This window comes from Streptomyces sp. NPDC002790 (assembly GCF_040295505.1).
Taxonomy (GTDB): domain Bacteria; phylum Actinomycetota; class Actinomycetes; order Streptomycetales; family Streptomycetaceae; genus Streptomyces.
In genome coordinates, this window is the sequence record NZ_JBEOVM010000120.1 from 1 (window position 1) to 18,615 (window position 18,615).

Consider the following 18,615-nt stretch of genomic DNA (forward strand, 5'->3'; position numbering starts at 1 on the left):
GTTGTTGTTTTGGCGCCCCGGCGCCGCCCGCGCCGCGCCCCCCCCCCCCCCCCCCCCCCCCCCGCGACCGCAACGACGGTGCCGGTGCACGATCAACCCGACGTCGTCACCCGCACCGTCCACGCCCCCGACGCCGTCCGGCCCTCCGCCTCGACGCGGATGTCGTCGCCCGGCACCGTGAAGGTCTCCCCCACCCCCACGGGCGCGTCGGCCAGGGGCGGGTAGACGGACTCGCCGTAACAGGCCTCCGTACGGGGATGCGCGTCCAGGACCTCCATGGGCCCGCCCCCGGACGAGGAGTCGCTGCGTACGCGGTACACGAGGACACCCCGACTACAGGTCGCCGCATCATTGCCGGACCCACCCCGCGCCTCGAGCGCGATGGCACTGTCGACCCCCGTACGAATGACGGCGAGCTTGGTGCCACCCCCCGTACCGAACGGCGCCCCCGCCCCCCGCTCCCCCGAACTCAACGGCTCCAGCGTCAACCGCGTCTCACCACTCCGCTTCACACACGCCACCTGCCGCCGCTCCAGCCACCCCAGCTTCCACTTGTGCCAGCCGAACAGATCCGGCGACAGGCCGAACTGGCTGCCCATGACGTCCCAGTCCCCGACGTACGTGTCCCAGTCCCCCTTGCCGTCGGTGGGCCGGTGGTAGAGGTCGGGCAGGTCGAAGACGTGACCGGTCTCGTGCGCGAGGACGTTCCGGTCCGGCGGATGGCGCTCGAAGACGGTCACGATGCGACGGATGTCCGTGCCGTCCGCGCGCATCGGCCGGTCGAAGTTCACGACCTTCGTCGCGTCGGAGTCGACGCCGGGCGCGTCCGGGTCTGCGACGAAGTAGACGACGTCGTACTTACTGAAGTCCGTGTGCGGATCCGCCGCCTTCAGGGCATCTTGCAGATATGCGCTGCGGTGCGCGGCGTCCCAGTCGCGCTGTATGGCGTACGTGGTCGATGCGTGCGGCATCCGGGTCCACCGCCGCTGCGGATGCGGGACCAGGGAGAACTTTCCGTACGAGGCCCGGTCGAAGAAGCGGCTGGTGGCCGGGAAGTAGTCGGAGGCCAGCTCGTCCGGCGTGGCCAGCGGCCGCGAGTCGGGGAACGAGAGGAAGACCATCACGGCGTTGAGGGTCTTCTCGGGCTTCGAGTACGCCGGATTCCAGGTGTCCAGGCCCTCGGAGTGGTGCGCCGGAGTGCGCTCCAGGGCGCACGGCCCCGCGAACGGAACGGCCGAGGCCGGACCGGCGAGGAGTCCCATGGCGGCCACGGCGGCGAAGGCGGTGAGCGCCGCCGCGAGTGCGCGCGGGCGTGGCGTGGCCACTCCCCCGAGTGGCTGCGGACGCGGCAAGTCGACCTCCGGGACGGGAATGCGGGACACCGAACCCAGAGTGTTGGCATTTGATGTGCTATGCCCTGTTTATCTGGCCCGGATGAGTGAGCGCACGACACTCCAGCCGATAACGGAACGTCACAGACGATCGGCCGCGATCGGGGAGCGACAGGAGGTGGGGCAGCAGCGAGCAGAAACGATCTACCGGGGCGGGCGCGGCGGCCCGGAACCCACGCACCCCGTGATCCAGGCTGGATAGGCCGTTCGACCTGGCCCTATGATCGGCACACTTTCCTGCCGGGACCCGGCCGCAGCAGATCACGCAACCATCCGACGCACCACGGGAGCGAGCGGTGAGCGCACAGCCCGAAGGGCCCACGACCGCGCACTGGGTGGCCCCGCCCGGCCTGCGCCACGACCCCCTCGCGGAGTTCCGGGGGTTCACGGAGACCTCCGAGAACTCCGCGAACTCAGAGGCCACAGAGCCCTCGGTCAGCACAGAGCCCTCAGTGATCACAGAGCCCTTGGGCATCACGGAAAGTGACGGCGTGCGGTCGGCCTTCGCGACGTCGCCGCTGGCCATGGCGGTCGTCGATCGCGCCGGCGTGATTCGCGGCGCCAACGACGCCGCGTGCGCCCTGCTGTGCGAGGAGAACACCGGCGGAGGTGCCCGGCAGCTCATCGGCCGCGCTGTCGACGAACTGGTCGACCTGCACTCGGACCCGCGCACCGCGGACGCCTACCAGGAGATCCTGCGCGGGCGGCAGGCCCGGCTCAGCCGCACCCGCCGCCTCAAGCACCCCTCGGGCCACTCGATGTGGCTGCGCGTCACGGTGTCACCGCTCCCGGACGCGGAGGCGGTGCTGCTCTCGCTCGGCGACATCACCGCGCACCGCGGTCTCCAGGACCGGCTGCACCACCTGGAGCTGCACGATCCGCTGACCCGGCTGCCCAATCGCGCCCTGTTCTTCGAGCGCGTCTGCACCGCCCTGGAGACGGGAGCGTACGAGAGCCCAGGGGCGTACGAGAGTGCGGGGGCGACCGGGCGGGTGGGGCTCTGTCTGCTCGATCTCGACGGGTTCAAGGCGGTCAACGACTCGCTCGGGCATCCCGTCGGCGACCGGCTGCTCGTCGCCGTCGCCGAGCGGCTCACGCACTGCGCGGACCATGCGCAGAACGCCACGGGCGCCCCGCTGGTGGCCCGGCTCGGCGGGGACGAGTTCGCGCTGCTCGTCGAGGACTCCACCGGTACGGAGCAGCTGGCCGCGCTCGCCCGCGCGGTGCTCGACGCGCTGCGGGAGCCCTTCGACCTGGCCGGTCACCAGGTGTCGGTGTCCGCCTCCATCGGCGTGGTCGAGCGGCAGGTCACGGGCACCAGCACGACGGCCCTGATGCAGGCGGCCGACACCACGCTGTACTGGGCGAAGGCGGACGGCAAGGCCCGCTGGACCTTCTTCGATCCGGAGCGCAACGCCCACCGGATGACCCGTCAGGCCCTGTCGTCGAGCCTGCGGCCCGCGGTCGACCGGGGTGAATTCACCCTGGAGTACCAGCCGTTGGTGGAGATGGCGGACGGTGCGCTGCGCGGCGTCGAGGCGCTGGTGCGCTGGCGGCACCCGCAATTCGGCCTACTGGCGCCGAATCGGTTCATCGCACTGGCCGAAGAGGACGGCTCCATCGTGGAGTTGGGGCGGTGGGTGCTGCGGACGGCGTGCGCGCAGGCGCGGCGCTGGCAGGTGGAGCACCCCGAGGCGCGGCCGGTGTTCATGAGCGTCAATGTGGCGGTGCGTCAGATGTGGGACTCGGACCTGGTGTCCGACGTCGCGCAGATCCTCGCCGAGACCGGACTCCCGCCGGAACTCCTCCAGTTGGAGCTGATCGAGTCCGCCGTGATGGGGCCGACGGGCCGGCCGTTGCAGGCGCTCAGGGCGCTGAGCGACATGGGGGTGCGCATCGCCATCGACGACTTCGGCACCGGGTACTCCAACCTCGCGTACCTCAGCCGGCTGCCGGTGTCGGTGCTCAAGCTCGACGGGGCGTTCGTGCGGGGGTTCCAGGGTGACGGGACCGCGCCCGCGGAGCCGGCGGACGCGATGATCGTCGAGGCGCTCGTGCAGTTGGCGCACCGGCTCGGGCTCACCGTGACCGCCGAGTGCGTGGAGACGGCGGAGCAGGCGGAGCGGCTGCGCCGGCTCGGGTGCGACACCGGGCAGGGGTGGCTCTACTCGCGGCCGGTGGCGGCGGATCGCATCTCCGGGCTCCTCGCGGAGCGCGGATGATCCGCCGCCGCTACCGCGTCAGGCGCGCGGCAACCCGTAGGCGTCCGCGATGAGTTCGTAGGAACGCAGGCGTACGTCGCCGCCGTGGGCGTTGGCCGTGAGCATCAACTCGTCCGCGCCCGTGCGCTTTTGCAGGTCGTCGAGGCCGGCGCGGACCTCGTCGGGGGTGCCGTGGATGACGTTGGAGTTCCAGGAGTTGATGAACTCCTGCTCCATCTCGTTGAACTGGTACGCCTCGGCCTCTTCGGGGGTCGGGACGAGGCCGGGACGGCCGGTGCGCAGCCGGACCATGTTGAGGGCGGCCGCGAGGACCTGGCGGCGGGCCTCCGTGCCGTCGTCGTCCGTCGCGAGGGCCGAGACGCCGATGACGGCGTAGGGCTCGGAGAGCAGCTCGGACGGACGGAAGTTCTCGCGGTACAGGTCGAGCGCCGGGATGGTGTTCTGCGCCGAGAAGTGGTGCGCGAAGGCGAACGGGAGGCCGAGGGTCGCGGCAAGCCGGGCGCTGAAGCCGGAGGAGCCGAGCAGCCAGACCGGCGGGCGGTTCGGGTCCTGTACGCCGCCGGGGGAGGTGGCCTGGACGGGGCCGGGGACGGCGTGGATCCGGGAGTACGGGTGGCCGTCGGGGAAGTCGTCGTCGAGGAAGCGGGTGAGCTCGACGAGCTGCTGCGGGAAGTCGTCCGCGCCCTCGTTCAGGCGGTCCGAGCGGCGCAGGGCGGCGGCGGTGGCGCCGTCGGTGCCGGGGGCGCGGCCGAGGCCGAGGTCGACGCGGCCCGGGGCCATCGCTTCCAGCGTGCCGAACTGTTCCGCGATCACGAGCGGGGCGTGGTTCGGGAGCATGACGCCACCGGAGCCGAGGCGGATGCGGTCCGTGTGGGCGGCCAGGTGGGCCAGGATCACGGCGGGGCTGCTGGAGGCGACGCCCGGCATCGAGTGGTGCTCGGCGACCCAGTAGCGGTGGTAGCCGCGGGACTCGGCGAGGCGGGCGATGTCGACGCTGGTGCGGAGGGCGTCGGTGGCCGTGCGACCCGCTCCGACGGTGACCAGGTCCAGGACGGAGAGCGGGGTGGGTGCGGTCCCGAGGGCTGCGCCGCGGATCACGGGTCCTCCTGCGAATACGTTTGTTACGGGTGGGTGGCTCGACCCCTGCGTAACGGAGGCCTACTCCGCTTTATTCCCCCACCCCACCCCTTCCCGAAAGTCCTGCCGGACGGGCCTGCTCAATCGCCGGAGGGGCTGAACAGTGTCCTGCCGGACGGGCCTGCTCAAGCGCCGCAGGGGCTTGATAGATCAAGCCCCGCCGGCGATTGAGGCGCGGGGTCCGGGGCGGAGCCCCGTGGCGTCACACCTGGACCAGCGGCTCCTTCGTGAAGAGCGCGCCCAGGGCCGGCGCGTTGACCCGGCGGTCGACCAGGCGCAAGGACTCCCACACTGTGACCTGGTTGGCGGTGAGTACCGGCTTACCGAGGTCCGCCTCCAGGTCCCGGACATACGCCGCCGTGTGCAACGCCGTGTCCGGCAAAAGCACCGCCTCCGCGTCGGCGTGGTCACCCGCACGGGCCATCGCCCGCACCTCGTCCCACCCCCACGTCCCCACCTCGGCCGCCGTGACGATCCCGCTCCCCCGGACCGAGGCCACCTCCGCCCCGGCCGCCTTCAGGAACGCGGCGAAGTGGTCCGCCACGTCCTCCGGATACGTCGCGGCGACCGCCACCCGCCGCGCCCGCACCTCCCGCAACGCGTGCGCGAAGGCGAAGGACGTACTGGAGGCGGGCAGCCCCGCCGCCATCGCGAGCCCGCGGACCTGCTCGTGCGCGCCGTCCCAGCCGAAGACGAAGCTTCCGGACGTGCACGCCCAGACCACCGCCTCCGCGCCGGAGAGCCGCAGCTCCTCGACGCCCGCGGCGAGGCGGTCGGGCGCGCCCATCTCCAGCAGCGCGTCGACACGGTGCGCGTCCTCTCCGATGTCGGTGTGGACGACGGACAGCCGCACATCGCTGTCGATCAGCATCTCGATACGCGGATAGTCGTCCTCCGCGGAGTGTCCGGGGTACAGAAATCCCAGCGAGGTCATGTCCTACGCCCACCCTTCCTGTTCCTTCGACCGTTCCCTCGGCAGATCCTCCGGAGGCATCGCCTGCGGCAGCTCCGCCGGGGGCCACACCCGCGCCGCCGGATCGAGCAGCGCCTGGTAGGGGCCCACGGCACGGGTACCCAGTCGGGCGAGTGCTGCCCACATCGTGGCCTGATTGGCCGAGATCACCGGGATCCGCAGCTCCGCCTCGAGCTGCGGGATGACGTCGTACGTCGGCAGGTTGGTGCAGCTGATGAAGAGCGCGTCGGCCCCGGAGCGCCCCGCTTCCCTGGCCATCTCCGCCACGTCCCGGTAGGGCACCTTCCAGATGTGCCGGGTCAGTCCGAGGAAGGCCCGCCCGGTGACCGTGATGCCCGCCTCCGCCAGATACTCCTCCAGCGATTCGGTGACCGAGCGCGTATAGGGGGTGACGAGTGCGACGCGGCGCGCGCCCACCTCGGCCAGGGCCTCGAGCATGGCGCCCGACGTGGTGACGGCGGGCAGTTCGCCGGCCCGCCGCATCGCCGCGCAGAGCGCCCGCTCCCCCGCGACACCGCCGACGAAGCTGCCGGAGGCGCAGGCGTACGCGAGGACTTCAGGACCGGTGGCGCCGAGCGCGCGCACCGCCTCGCCGAGCGTCTCGTGCTCGCTGACCAGGCGCGCCAGATCGAGACCGACCTCGACGGGCACGAATGGAGTACGGGTGAGGTGGAGGGAGACGTGGTCGGGCACCCAGCGCCACAGCTCGCGGTCGAGAGCGAAGTCGAACGGGGCGACGACGCCCACACCGCGCTGCGGTTTCGGTCCCCCCAGGAATGAGACGTCCATGAGCAGGCCCCATGTTCAGCTGACTGATCAATGCCGGTGTGGTGCTTGAGCCGGCGAACCGCCGGGACGTCGGGACAGCGACAGCGCGAAACAAGGTGCAGGAACCCGGTTGAGTACCTCTGTTGTCGACGGTAGGTTCCGGTGCCTGCGGGGTCAATCCGCACATGTCGGCAGGTGTTGTGGACCCTCCCGACTTCTCGCGTCCAGGAAAACGGATCTTCATTGCCGGACGGTTTCCCCGCGATGTCCGTGCGTCACGAGGTGATCCTGGGTAGGCCCCCGGCAACGTAACGCGAGCACTGGTGCTGGAGGGCGGATGACGGGCGAGCTCATCGGACTGACCGCGCAGGACCTCATCGAGGGATATCGCAAGGGAGAGTTCAGTCCGGTCGACGCGACGCGCGCCGTGCTCGCGAGGATCGAGGAGACGGACCCGGCGCTGAACGCCTTCGTACGGGTCGACGCGGAGAGGGCGCTCGCCCAGGCGGAGGAGAGCTCGCGGCGGTGGCGCGAGGGCGGGCCGACGGGCCTGGTCGACGGGGTGCCGGTGTCGGTGAAGGACATCCTGTTGCAGAAGGGCGCGCCGACGCTGCGCGGCTCCAAAACCGTCTCCACAGAAGGGAATTGGGACGAGGACTCCCCCTCCGTGGCCCGGCTGCGCGAGCAGGGCGCGGTCCTCGTCGGCAAGACGACGACACCCGAGTTCGGCTGGAAGGGCGTGACCGACTCGCCGCTGTCCGGCGCGACCCGCAATCCGTACGACACATCGCGTACGGCGGGTGGTTCGAGCGGCGGGAGCGCGGCGGCGGTCGCGGTGGGGGCGGGGCCGCTGTCGCTCGGTACGGACGGCGGGGGTTCGGTGCGGATCCCGGCGTCCTTCTGCGGGATCTTCGGCCTCAAGCCGACGTACGGGCGGGTGCCGCTGTACCCGGCGTCCGCGTTCGGGACGCTGTCGCACGTGGGGCCGCTGGCCCGCACGGCGGCCGACGCGGCGCTCATGATGGATGTGATCTCGGGCCCCGACGCGCGGGACTGGTCGGCCTCCGGGCCGCCGTTCGGCGGCTTCCGGGAGGCGCTGCACGGCGGGGTGCGCGGGCTGCGGGTCGCGTACTCGCCGACGCTGGGCGGGCAGGTGGCGGTGCGGCCCGACGTCGCAGCGGTGGTGCGCGCGGCGGTGACGCGGCTCGCCGAGCTCGGTGCCTATGTGGAGGAGGTGGATCCGGCCATCCAGGTCGGGCACGGCGCGGGTGCGGTCGAGGCATTCCACACGCTGTGGTTCAGCGGGGCGGCCCGCGTGGTGCAGCATCTCCCGGCGTCCAGGCGACAGTTGCTCGACCCCGGACTGCGGGAGATATGCGCCCGGGGCGCCCGGTACAGCGCGCTCGACTACCTGGCGGCGGTCGACGCGCGGATGGAACTCGGGCGGCGGATGGGCGCCTTCCACTCGACGTACGACCTGTTGGTGACGCCGACGGTGCCGATCACCGCGTTCGAGGCGGGAGTTGAGGTTCCGGGGGGCTCCGGGCTGCACCGGTGGACGGGCTGGACCCCGTTCACGTACCCCTTCAACCTGACCCAACAGCCCGCCGCCTCCGTGCCCGTGGGGTTCGACGGGGACGGACTTCCGGTCGGCCTCCAGCTCGTGGCCGCGCGGCACAGGGACGATCTCGTACTCAGGAGTGCGCACGCGTTCTACGAGGCCGGAGTGGCGAGTCACTCCACTCCCAACACGGCCCGAATCGCGCGAAGTTAGGATATGGCCGTATTGCTATGAATTCAGGTCTCGGCTTTATCAAGGGCTGAAAACGATAGGCATACCTCTCGGGGCTTCGGGTAATGGCGCGCCATGGCTCCACCACTTGGTAACAATGAGGGATTCATCGCCAGACCAGTACGCCGCCGCTCTCTGCTCTACGGTGCGGGAGCGGCGGCGCTGGGTGTGTTCGGCACCGCGGCCTGCTCCCGCGTGCCGGAGGAGGGGAAGGTCGAGGGCGGGGACCTGCTGGACCGGATGCGCGACGCGGGCGAGGTCAAGATCGGTGTGGCGGGCGAGGTCCCGTTCGGCTACATCGACGAGAACGGCGAGGTCACGGGAGAGGCGCCGGCGATCGCCAAGGTGATTTTCCCGCGCCTCGGGGTGCCCAAGGTGAAAGCGGTGCCGACGCAGTTCAGCGCGCTGATTCCCGGGCTCACCCAAGCGCAGCAGTTCGATGTGGTGTCGGCGGGGATGTACATCAACCCGGACCGCTGTGCGCAGGTGCTGTTCTCGGATCCGGACTATCTGATGCCCGACTCGTTCATCGTGCGCAAGGGAAACCCGCACGGCATCAAGACGTACAAGGAAATCGCGGACAAGAAGCTGAAGTTCGCGACGGGCACGGCCTACGCGGAGATCGATACCGCCAAGGCCCTGGGCATCAAGGACATGCTGATCCTGCCCGACCAGGTCGCCGGGCTCGACGCCGTGCGCCAGGGCAGGGTCGACGCCTTCGCCGGCACGGCCGTCACGGTCCGCACGGTGATCAAGGGCAAGAGCGGGGTCGAGGCCGTCGAGCCCTTCCAGCCCTACGTGGACGGAAAGCCGGTCTACGGAGCAGGCGGATTCGCGTTCCGGAAGTCGGAGAAGAGCCTGCGCGACGCTTTCAACAAGGAGCTGCACAAGCTCAAGGACAGCGGTGAACTCCTGCGCATCATGCGGCCCTTCGGCTTCACCGAGAAGGAGATGACCGACCTCACGGTCGAGAAACTCTGCCCTCCTGCCAAGGGAGCCGCCTCATGATGTCCGCCAAGTTCTTCGAGAACTGGTTCCTGCCGGGTATCTGGATCACGCTCGAGGTCACGATCCTCAGCGCGGTCATCGCCTTCGTCGTCGCGTTCATCATCGGCGTCCTGCGCACGTCCAACGTATGGATCGTGCGCTTCCTGTCCGGGGCGTACTTCGAGATCTTCCGCAGCACGTCCTCACTGGTCTTCATGTTCTGGATCGCGTTCACCGTGCCGATGCTGTTCCAGATCAGCTTCCAGCCGATGTTCGCGGGCATCCTGGCGCTCAGCATCACCTACGGCGCCTACGGTTCGGAGATCGTGCGCGGCGCACTCGCCGCGGTGCCGCCCGCGCAGCGCGAGGCGGGCATCGCCCTCAACTTCACGCGCACCCAGCGCCTGCGCCGCATCGAGATCCCGCAGGCCTGGCCGGAGATGATCCCGCCGTTCAACAACCTGCTGATCGAGCTGCTCAAGGGAACCTCGCTTGTGTCCCTCATCGCGGTGGCCGACATGACGTTCGCGGGCAACCTCAAGCGGCTCGTCTCCGGTGACAGCGCGCCGGTCTACACGCTGCTGCTGGTCCTGTACTTCGTGTTCGCCTTCGTCTTCACCCGCCTCATGCGCCTGCTTGAGCGGCACGCCAAGAACCGCGTCGGCCAGGCGCCCGAGCAGGGCGGACTGCGCGTGTTCCTCGGCGGTATGCGCTCCAAGTCGACGATCGACGCCGTCACCGGTGCCGGAGGTGCCAAGTGAACTGGGACTGGTCCAACGTCGCGGACTTCATGCCGCAGTTCTGGGACGGCGTACTCGTCACGCTCCAGGCCCTCGTCTGGGGCGCGATCATCGCCTTCGTCCTCGGCCTGGTGTGGGCGATCGCCCAGCGCTCGGAGCAGAAGTGGATCAGCTGGCCGGTGACGGTGCTCACCGAGTTCATCCGCAACACCCCGCTCCTGGTGCAGCTGTTCTTCCTCTTCTACGTCGTTCCTTCCATGGGCATCTCGATGTCCCCGCTGACCACCGGCATCGTCGGGCTCGGCCTGCACTACTCGACGTACACGTCCGAGGTCTACCGGGCGGGCATCGAGGGCGTGCCCGTCGGCCAGTGGGAGGCGGCCACGGCGCTCAGCCTGTCCAAGGGCCGCACCTGGCGCGCGGTGATCCTGCCGCAGGCCGTGCGCAGGGTGATTCCCGCGCTCGGCAACTACGTGATCGTCATGTTGAAGGAATCGCCGCAGATCATGGCGATCGGCGCGCTGGACATGCTGGGCGAGGCCCAGGGCTTCAGCCAGACCACCTTCACCTTCGAGGCCATCAGCATCGTCGGTGTCGCCTTCATCGTCATCGCCTACCCGGCCTCTCTTCTTCTGCGAGTTTTGGAGCGTCGTCTTGTCCGCTGACAGCAGCACTTCCCAGGAAACTCCCAATCCTGCCGTCGACGGCAGCGAGCTCATCCGCTTCGACAAGGTCACCAAGCGGTTCGGCAGCAACACCGTGCTCGACAACCTGGACTTCTCCGTCGACTCCGGCAAGCACGTCACGCTGATCGGCCCGTCCGGATCCGGCAAGACCACGATCCTGCGGCTCCTGATGACGCTGATGAAGCCCGACGAGGGCACCATCAAGGTGGGCGGCGACTACCTCACGCACGAGCAGAAGGACGGCAAGCTCGTCCAGGCCGGCGAGAAGCACATCCGCGAGATCCGCAAGAACATCGGGATGGTCTTCCAGCAGTTCAACCTGTTCCCGAACATGAACGTGCTGCGCAACATCACCGAGGCCCCGGTCAATGTGCTCGGCCTGTCCAAGGACGAGGCGGAGCAGCGGGCCAAGGAGCTGCTCGACATGGTCGGGCTCGGCGACCGATGCGAGGCGTACCCCTCGCAGCTCTCCGGCGGCCAGCAGCAGCGTGTGGCGATCGCCCGCGCGCTGGCGATGCGGCCGCAGGTGCTGCTCCTGGACGAGGTCACGTCGGCGCTCGACCCGGAGTTGGTGGCGGGGGTGCTCGACGTCCTTCGTGACATCGCGCGCACCACGGACATCACCATGCTGTGCGTCACGCACGAGATGAGCTTCGCCCGCGACATCTCGGACCAGGTCCTGATGTTCGACTCGGGGCGCATCATCGAGTCCGGTTCGCCGGAGAAGATCTTCAGCGAGCCGGAGCACGAGCGCACCCAGGAATTCCTGAGCGCCGTGCTGTGACCAGCCGCTCACCGAGTGGTGCATGACTTTGGCATATGCCATGGTGGCGCGTTCCTGCTGAGAGGCATGGGGCGCGCCACCAATCTCCCCAACCACCGCCCCCAAAGGGGGTGTTGGCGGCTATCGTGGACTCCAGCCCAGCTGTCCGGAACCGGTCCATGCAGGGGGAAGAACCGTGGCGCTGAAGCACGAGCAGGGTGCGACCCCGCACCAGCCGCACGAGGCGGTGCAGCACGCGTTGCGCGTACTGGAGACCGTCGCGCACCGGGGCAAGGGCATCACCGACACGGAGCTGGCGAGCGCCACCGGGCTGCCCGCCGACCAGCTGACGGCCCTGCTGCGCATGCTGCGCCGCGAGGGGTACGTCCAGCAGGTCGCCGACGGGGCGTACGTCACCGGCGAGACCCTGACCCGGCTCGGCGCCGCCGAGGGCCAGGCGGCCGCGCTCACGGCCAAGCTCCAGATCACGCTCGACCGACTGCGGGACGACGTGGGCGCGGCGGTCTACATGAGCCGTTACGTCGACGGGGAGATCCGGATCACGCAGATCGCGACGGGGCCGCAGACGCCCGCGGTCAACGAGTGGGTGGACTTCCGCGTCTCGGCGCACGCGAGCGCGATCGGCAAGAGCCTCCTGGGCCAGCTGGACATGAACGGGCGGCGCGACCACCTCTCCCGCCACAAGATGGCGCGGCTCACCTCGCGCACGATCACCAGCGAGAAGGTGCTGCTGTCCCGGCTCGCGGCGCAGCCGTCGACGGTGCCGGTGCTCGATCTTCAGGAGTACGCGGTGGGCACGGTGTGCGCGGCGGTTCCCATTACGGCGGGGGCGGCGGTGGGGTGCCTGGCGCTTTCGCTGCCGCTGGAGCATGCGCACCGTTTGCACGACGCGGCACATCAGCTCAACAAGGAGGCGGCGCCGGTCCTCCTGTCCCTGGCCATCTGACCCCACACCGGCACCGTGACTGCGCACCCGGGGCTCCGCCCCGGACCCCGCGCCTCAATCGTCGGCGGGGCTGGGAAGTGGGCCATTCCAGCCCCAGCGCGTCATTCACCGGCAGGGCTTGATCTATCAAACCCCTGCGGCGCTTGAGCAGATCTTTTAAGCCCCTGCGGCGCTTGAGCCGCGGGGTCCGGGGCGGAGCCCCGCGGCCGCAACGACGGCGGACATGACGAAGGCCCCCGCCGTAGCGAGAGGCCTTCGTCTTCAGGTGCGCCATCAGGGACTCGAACCCCGGACACGCGGATGCTGTATTCCCCGGCGGATAACCCCCGGACCCCCAGCCGCGCCTGCCGGCGCCGGGGTGACCCCGAGCGCACGGCAAAGGCCCCCCGCGCTTGCGGAGGGCCTTCGTCTTCAAGTGCGCCATCAGGGACTCGAACCCCGGACACGCGGATTAAGAGTCCGCTGCTCTAACCAACTGAGCTAATGGCGCCGGTTGACGAGGTAAATACTACCCGGCCCCTGGGGGTGCTTTTGACCACCGGTGTCACGGGGGCGTGAGGAGATTCGCGCGGCCGCGTTCCCGGTACTGCGCCGTCAGGCCCACGTGGTCGTCGGTGGTCAGGCGGCGGTAGCCGGGGGCGCCCGGCGGGTGCCACCACAGGTCGCCGCCGCCCCAGAAGCCCTCGCGGCGCAGCTCCCCCCGCCGCACCTTGTTCGTCGCGGTGACCGGCATCCGCTCCACCACCCGGACGAACCGGGGCGCCATCTTCGTACCGAGGTCGGGCTGGGAGCGGAGGAAGGCGTCGAGGCGGGCCGGGTCGAAGGCGCGGCCCTCGCGGAGCGCGACCGTCGCCATCACCTGGTCACCCGCCACCGGATCCGGCACCCCGTAGACCGCGACGGCCGCCGCGTCCGGCCAGCGGGCGAGGATGTTCTCGATCATGGCGGGGGCGAGGTTCTCGCTGTCGACGCGGATCTTGTCGTCGCCGCGCCCCGCGAAGTAGAGGAACCCGTCGCCGTCCCGGTAGAAGTGGTCGCCGGTCCAGAACCAGCCGTGTTCGCGGACCCGCTCCGCGTACGCGGCGTCGTTGCGCCAGTAGCCCTCGAAGGGGGAACGGCCCCGGTTCACCAGCTCCCCTATGGCCTCCGCGCCATTGAGGAGGCGCCCGCCCTCGTCGAAGCGCGCCGGCGGGCACTCCGCCTTCGTCTCGGGGTCGAGCACCGCGAGATCGCTGCCGGGGGCCGCCAGGCCGATCGCCCCCGCCGGGGTGCCGGACGTGCGCTGCACCGCGGCGCCGCCCTCCGAGGACCCGTACCCCTCGACGAGCCGCACCCCGAACCGTTCCTCGAACCGCGCCGCGTCCACGGCCCCGGCCTCCGTACCGAACCCCACCCGGAGGGGGTTGTCGCGGTCGTCCGGCCGTTCCTCGGTGGCCAGGATGTACTGGACGGCCCGGCCCACGTAGGTGAAGTACGTGGCACCGAACCGACGTACGTCGCCCAGGAATTGGGACGCCGAGAAGCGACGGCGGAGCGCGACCCCCGCCCCCGCCACGACGGCCGGCGCCCAGTCCGCGATGACCGCGTTGCCGTGGAAGAGGGGCATGCAGATGTAGTGCACGTCGTCGGCACCGACTCCGAAGTTGGCGACCAGGGACTGTCCGGCCGCCGCAAGCCGACCCTGCGTGCACAGCGCCGCCTTCGGGGCCCCGGTCGACCCGGACGTGAAGTAGAGCAGCATGCGGGTGTCGGGACCGACCCGACCGTCGGACTCCGGCTTCGCCCCTTCGTACGGCGCGAGCAGCTCCTCGTAGGCGCCGGTGTCGGTCACGAGGATCCGGACGCCCGGCAGGTCGAGCCCGTCGAGCAGCGGGAGGTGGGCCCGCTCGGTGACCAGGACCCGGCACTCCGTGTGCGTGATGTCGCGGGCGAGTTCGGCGCCGCGTCGGGTCGGGTTGAGGCCGGCGACGGCGGCGCCGGAGAGCGCGGCGGCGCCCAACCACTGCGGAAATTCCGGGGTGTTGTCGAGAAGCAGCCCGATATGGGGGTCCGCCGCCCGCGGCAGCAGCTCACCGAGAAGCGCCGCGCGGGCCGCCGCGCCGGCCGCGACCTGGTGGTGACTGAACACCTGGTCCTCGTACGCGAGCCCGGGCCTGTGGTCGCCCCAGCGCCCCTGGATGAGTTCCGAGAAGGTCTGCCTCGTCATGGTTCCCATGACGGAGAACGGTAATTGACACACCGTCAGATGTAGAGGGCCCTGCGAAGGGCTTGGCATTTCAAGCCCATGAGCGGCGAGTGAGGAAATCAAGCCCCTGCGGCGATTGAGTAGGCCTTTCAAGCCCCGCCGGCGTTTGAGGCGCGGGGTCCGGGGCGGAGCCCGGAGGCGTGTGGCCCGGAGGCCCCGGCGCACCGTGGGGCGGCACACCGGGGCCACCCACTCAGAACGTCACGTCCGAGCACGCGTAGAACGCATTCGCCGTGTCCGCAACGTTCCACACCGCGAGAATCACATGATGCCCCGACTTCCCGGAGGGCAACGTGCCGGAGTGCGACAACGTCGCCGGCGGCTGCCCACTAAACGGAACCGTGAGGAACGGCGCCGTCTGAAGCGCCGACCGGGTCAGTGGCTGCGACTGGTCCCAGCCGTCCTTGGTGATGTAGTAGCGGAAGTCCGTGGTGGAGTGCCGCGCGGTGAACTGCCAGCGGAACGTCTGACTCTGACCGCCCGTCACCTTCGTGGTCGGCCAGGCATTCCCGTTCGGCTGCTTGGCGGCGTCGAGCGCGCTGAAGTTGCCGTGCCCTGCCGAACAGAGCTTGCCATCGGCGGGCCCCGCCGCCGGGAAGCCCTTGGCCCCCTCGACGCTCTGCGGCTCCCACTGGATGTCGCCGCAGCCGCTGACGCCACCGTTGGCGCACAACTTCTGTCTACTGACGGGCAGGTCGGTGTACCCGTGACCACTGGCCCCGCCCGCGGAGAGCGCGAACGCTCCCGCGGTCGTCAGGCCGAGCAGGGCCGTGTACGCCTTCGTACGCCTTGAGGTCTTTCGCATGCTGCCGCTCCTGGGGGTGTTGGGGGTGCCGGAAGCCGTACGCACAGCGATTGTCCAGGTCTAGACCAACGCACAATCTAGGACCGCCAGTTGGGCATGTCCAGACCAATCGCAATTCCCGGCACGAGCGCCTCCGCTCACCCCCAGCGGCTCACTCCCCGCGGCCCGTGTAGAACGCCACCGTCAGGTCCTTCACGAGCAACTTGCGCTCGTAGTCGTCGAGATCGACGAGCCCGCGCGCTGTCAGCCGGGTCACCGTGTCCTCCACCGAGTCCACGACGGAGGTGAGGACCGTGTCGCGGCGGCGCGCGTCGAGGGTCGCGATCCGGCGGCGCCGCATCGCCGCGGCCACCTCCGGCTCGTACTCGATCCGTGTGGGCTGCGCCGAGAACACCTCGATGCCGACCGGCGCCGCGTCCTCGGCGAGGCGCCGGGTGAGCAGATCGCCGAGTGCCTCGGCGTTGCGCAGCACGGGCGCGTCCCGGTCGCCGACCACGGCGGGCAGCCGGGACAGCACGCGCGCGAGGCCCGTCTCCACGCACTCGCGCAGATACGTCTCGTGGTCCTCGGTCCCGAGCGCCGCCCGCGCCGTGTCCTTGATCCGCCAGGCGACGAGCACGACGACGCGCAGCGCCTCGCCATTGGTGTCGACCGCCGGCATCGGCTCGCTGCGCCAGTGCCGAAGGCGCAGGTCGACCCGGCGGCGCGCGAGCAGCGGGTTCAGCCACAGCAGCCCCGCCCTGCGCACGCTCCCGCGGTAGCGGCCGAAGCGCGTGAGCACCCAGGCCCCGCCGGTGCGCCCGCGTGCGAGCCCGCCCACGCCGAACAGGGCGAGCGCGCCCGATCCGGCGAGCGCCGCCCACTGCGCGGGCCCGAACCCGGCGCCCATGTACGCGTCGAGGCCCGCGAGATGGTCGGTCATGATCCGGGGCAGCGCGCCCGCCCAGCCGAGCGAGGCCGCGGCCCCGGCCGCGCCCACCGCACCGCCGAACACTCCGAGGGCGCCGGGCAGCGCCCGGCAGGACCGCTCCTCCAGGCCGGGGTCGACGGAGGGTGCGGACCGGCGCGGAGTGCGGGCGGGCGCGGGGCGGTTCGGGGTCTTCGTGGTCGAGCGCTCGACCTGGGCCTTGGTGACCACCGCGGGCCGCAGCGGCACGGCGACCGGGTCCGGGTCGTCGCGGAAGAGGAGGTGGACCGGGATCTCGGTGGTGGACTCATTGCGGATGAGCCGCGCGGCGCGCGTCCCTCCGTCGGTTTCGCTCATGGAACCCTCCGCGTTGCGTTCACGAGCCGTGGCGGGCAGCCCGCCCTCGGTTGTTTCGGAGCCGTGGCGAGCCGGATGCCCTTCGGTTGTTCCGGTCGTCACGAGAACAGCCGCCGCCAGGTCTCGGGGCCGGGGTAGCCGTCCGCCGCCTTGCCGCGCCAGCCCTGGGCCCGCTGGAAGGCCTCGACGTTGCGCCGGTCCGCCTCGCTCCAGCGCGGTCCGGGGCCCTTGGTGTAGAACTTGCCGAATCCTTTCTTCACGAGCTGCTTGCCGAGCCGCGTGACGTCGGAGTTCTCCGCGCCGGGCCGGAACTTCGCCGTGCCGGGGAAGGCGGAGGACCCGGTCTGCCCGGCGCCGCCACTCCCGGTGGCCGGGATGCTCCGCCCCTGCCCGGTCGACAGGTACGACCAGGTCGTGGGCCCCGGGATGCCGTCCGCCGCGGACCCGCGCCAGCCCTGCGCACGCTGGAACGCACGCGTGGCCTGACGGTCGGCGTCGCTCCACTGCGGGCCCGGCCCGACCTTGTAGAACCGCTTGCCGCCCCGCTCGACGAGCATCTTGCCGAGCCGTGTCACGTACGCGTTGTTCTTGCCGGGGCCGAAGTACTTGGCGCCGGGGAACTTCGTCGTCGACGCGCTCGAGCCCGAACTGCCGTCCGTGACCGCCCTGTACCGGTACGCGACGTAGCTGCTCGAGTGGCTCCAGTACGCGTACGGGGTGGCCTGCGCCCGCGTGCCCGGCTTGGTCTGCTCGTACGCCATGTACTGGGTGTGGGACGCGTTCGCCCAGCCGCCGAAGATCGTGACGTGCGAGCCCTTCTCCGGGTCGGCCGGGTTGTGGAAGAGCAGCATGTCGCCGGGTTGCAGCTGCGCCTTGGTGATCCGGGTGCCGTACTGGGCGAGGGAGCCGGTCCACTCGTTGCCCGGCAGCCCCCAGGCCATGGACACGAAGCCCGAACAGTCCTGGCGGTAGCCGTCCTTCCAGTACTTGTTCATGTCGTAGGGGACCTTGGCCGCGACCCACGTCCTGGCGCGGTCGAGGATCGCGGCCCGGGAGGTCTTGCGCAGAGCCTTCGCCTGGGCCATCGACACGGATCCGGCGGTCGGGGCGGGCGCCCCGTGCAGCGGTCCGGCGCGGCCCTGCGGTGTCGTGCCGGCCTCGTCACCCGGGGCCGGGGTCAGCGGCCTGGCCTCGTGGTGTTCGGCCGCGGCCGCCGGGGTGGTCTGGAGACCACCGATGACGGTGCCCGCGGCGGCGGCGAGGACCAGGGCGTGCCGGGCTCCCACCTTGGTCCGCACCGGGTACGGCACCGCGCGCCGCCACGCCTCGCAGCCTGCGCAGTCACAGTCCTCGGCCGGGTCGATGTCCTCGAAGACCGGGGCGCCCATCGGCTCCGCCGTGTCCCCGTGCTGCATCCGCTCCATGCGATTCCCCTCACACTCCGGTGCCGGACTTTGGAATAACGAGCCTCGATTCCGCACGCTGGAAGCGTCTCAACTGTCCGGGTAAATCGCATGTTGACGGTCCGAATGATTGAAATCATCAGATTTCACCCTTCCTCCCGGCGCGTCGAGTGGTCAAAGGCACCCCAGAGGGTCGGGTAAAGTTGTGCGGGTCATCCGGCGCCATTAGCTCAGTTGGTTAGAGCAGCGGACTCTTAATCCGCGTGTCCGGGGTTCGAGTCCCTGATGGCGCACCTGACGACGAAGGCCTCTCGCTACCGCGGGGGGCCTTCGTCATGTCCGCCGTCGTTGCGGCCGCGGGGCTCCGCCCCGGACCCCGCTGCTCAAGCGCCGCAGGGGCTTGATTTGCCCACTCCCCGCTCATGGGCTCAAAAGATCTGCTCAATCGCCGCAGGGGCTTGATGGATCAAGC

The 18,615-nt window shown here is 70.4% G+C and carries 15 protein-coding genes and 2 tRNA genes; 8 read left to right on the top strand and 9 right to left on the bottom strand.

Going from position 1 to position 18,615, the window contains the following annotated elements:
• Positions 1-92: 92 nt before the first annotated feature.
• Positions 93-1,382 carry a M6 family metalloprotease domain-containing protein gene (locus tag ABT004_RS31315; protein WP_351343389.1) on the bottom strand — a complete coding sequence of 430 codons (1,290 nt, stop codon included), beginning with the start codon at positions 1,380-1,382 and terminating at the stop codon, positions 93-95.
• 305 nt (positions 1,383-1,687) lie between these two features.
• Here ABT004_RS31315 and ABT004_RS31320 point away from each other — a divergent pair, with 305 nt between their 5' ends.
• Positions 1,688-3,613 carry a putative bifunctional diguanylate cyclase/phosphodiesterase gene (locus ABT004_RS31320; RefSeq protein WP_351343391.1) on the top strand — a complete coding sequence of 642 codons (1,926 nt, stop codon included), beginning with the start codon at positions 1,688-1,690 and terminating at the stop codon, positions 3,611-3,613.
• Positions 3,614-3,631: 18 nt separating this feature from the next.
• On the opposite strand, the gene ABT004_RS31325 is transcribed toward ABT004_RS31320, so the two are convergent.
• From ABT004_RS31325 to ABT004_RS31335, 3 genes are all read right to left on the bottom strand, one after another.
• Positions 3,632-4,711, bottom strand: coding sequence for an LLM class flavin-dependent oxidoreductase (locus ABT004_RS31325; protein ID WP_351343393.1), 1,080 nt, complete (start codon positions 4,709-4,711; stop codon positions 3,632-3,634).
• 241 nt (positions 4,712-4,952) lie between these two features.
• On the bottom strand, positions 4,953-5,684 hold the full coding sequence (locus ABT004_RS31330; RefSeq protein WP_351343395.1) for a maleate cis-trans isomerase family protein: 732 nt from the start codon (positions 5,682-5,684) through the stop codon (positions 4,953-4,955).
• A 3-nt stretch (positions 5,685-5,687) separates the two neighbouring features.
• The gene (locus ABT004_RS31335) at positions 5,688-6,512 is read right to left on the bottom strand and encodes a maleate cis-trans isomerase family protein (RefSeq protein ID WP_351343397.1); all 825 of its coding nucleotides are present in this window, start codon (positions 6,510-6,512) and stop codon (positions 5,688-5,690) included.
• 316 nt (positions 6,513-6,828) lie between these two features.
• On the opposite strand from ABT004_RS31335, the gene ABT004_RS31340 reads away from it, so the two are divergent.
• The 6 genes from ABT004_RS31340 to ABT004_RS31365 all read left to right on the top strand — a co-directional run bounded on the left by ABT004_RS31340 (position 6,829) and on the right by ABT004_RS31365 (position 12,426).
• A complete protein-coding gene (locus tag ABT004_RS31340; protein ID WP_351343399.1) occupies positions 6,829-8,265 on the top strand; it encodes an amidase in 1,437 nt (478 codons plus the stop codon).
• Between the two features lie 93 nt (positions 8,266-8,358).
• The gene (gene ehuB, locus ABT004_RS31345) at positions 8,359-9,291 is read left to right on the top strand and encodes an ectoine/hydroxyectoine ABC transporter substrate-binding protein EhuB (RefSeq protein ID WP_351343401.1); all 933 of its coding nucleotides are present in this window, start codon (positions 8,359-8,361) and stop codon (positions 9,289-9,291) included.
• Positions 9,288-10,031, top strand: a complete 744-nt coding sequence (gene ehuC, locus ABT004_RS31350; protein WP_351343403.1) for an ectoine/hydroxyectoine ABC transporter permease subunit EhuC — start codon at positions 9,288-9,290, stop codon at positions 10,029-10,031. The genes ehuB and ehuC overlap by 4 nt, the downstream gene beginning before the upstream one ends.
• Positions 10,028-10,675, top strand: coding sequence for an ectoine/hydroxyectoine ABC transporter permease subunit EhuD (gene ehuD, locus ABT004_RS31355; protein WP_351343405.1), 648 nt, complete (start codon positions 10,028-10,030; stop codon positions 10,673-10,675). Before ehuC ends, ehuD begins: the two co-directional genes overlap by 4 nt.
• Complete coding sequence (gene ehuA, locus ABT004_RS31360) at positions 10,665-11,480, top strand: ectoine/hydroxyectoine ABC transporter ATP-binding protein EhuA (protein ID WP_351343407.1); 816 nt, start codon at positions 10,665-10,667, stop codon at positions 11,478-11,480. The genes ehuD and ehuA overlap by 11 nt, the downstream gene beginning before the upstream one ends.
• Positions 11,481-11,655: 175 nt before the next feature.
• Positions 11,656-12,426 carry an IclR family transcriptional regulator gene (locus ABT004_RS31365; RefSeq protein WP_351343409.1) on the top strand — a complete coding sequence of 257 codons (771 nt, stop codon included), beginning with the start codon at positions 11,656-11,658 and terminating at the stop codon, positions 12,424-12,426.
• A gap of 416 nt (positions 12,427-12,842) precedes the next feature.
• Here ABT004_RS31365 and ABT004_RS31370 read toward each other — a convergent pair.
• The 5 genes from ABT004_RS31370 to ABT004_RS31390 all read right to left on the bottom strand — a co-directional run bounded on the left by ABT004_RS31370 (position 12,843) and on the right by ABT004_RS31390 (position 18,128).
• A tRNA-Lys gene (locus ABT004_RS31370) sits at positions 12,843-12,916 on the bottom strand.
• A gap of 54 nt (positions 12,917-12,970) precedes the next feature.
• Positions 12,971-14,641: an AMP-binding protein gene (locus tag ABT004_RS31375; RefSeq protein WP_351343411.1), complete on the bottom strand. Its 1,671-nt coding sequence runs from the start codon at positions 14,639-14,641 to the stop codon at positions 12,971-12,973.
• 223 nt (positions 14,642-14,864) lie between these two features.
• On the bottom strand, positions 14,865-15,476 hold the full coding sequence (locus tag ABT004_RS31380) for a lytic polysaccharide monooxygenase auxiliary activity family 9 protein (protein WP_351343413.1): 612 nt from the start codon (positions 15,474-15,476) through the stop codon (positions 14,865-14,867).
• A 151-nt stretch (positions 15,477-15,627) separates the two neighbouring features.
• The gene (locus tag ABT004_RS31385) at positions 15,628-16,740 is read right to left on the bottom strand and encodes an SPFH domain-containing protein (protein WP_351343415.1); all 1,113 of its coding nucleotides are present in this window, start codon (positions 16,738-16,740) and stop codon (positions 15,628-15,630) included.
• 98 nt (positions 16,741-16,838) lie between these two features.
• Entirely contained in the window at positions 16,839-18,128 is a 1,290-nt protein-coding gene (locus ABT004_RS31390) for a peptidoglycan-binding protein (protein WP_351343417.1), read from the bottom strand.
• 234 nt (positions 18,129-18,362) lie between these two features.
• On the opposite strand from ABT004_RS31390, the gene ABT004_RS31395 reads away from it, so the two are divergent.
• A tRNA-Lys gene (locus ABT004_RS31395) sits at positions 18,363-18,436 on the top strand.
• Positions 18,437-18,615: the final 179 nt, after the last annotated feature.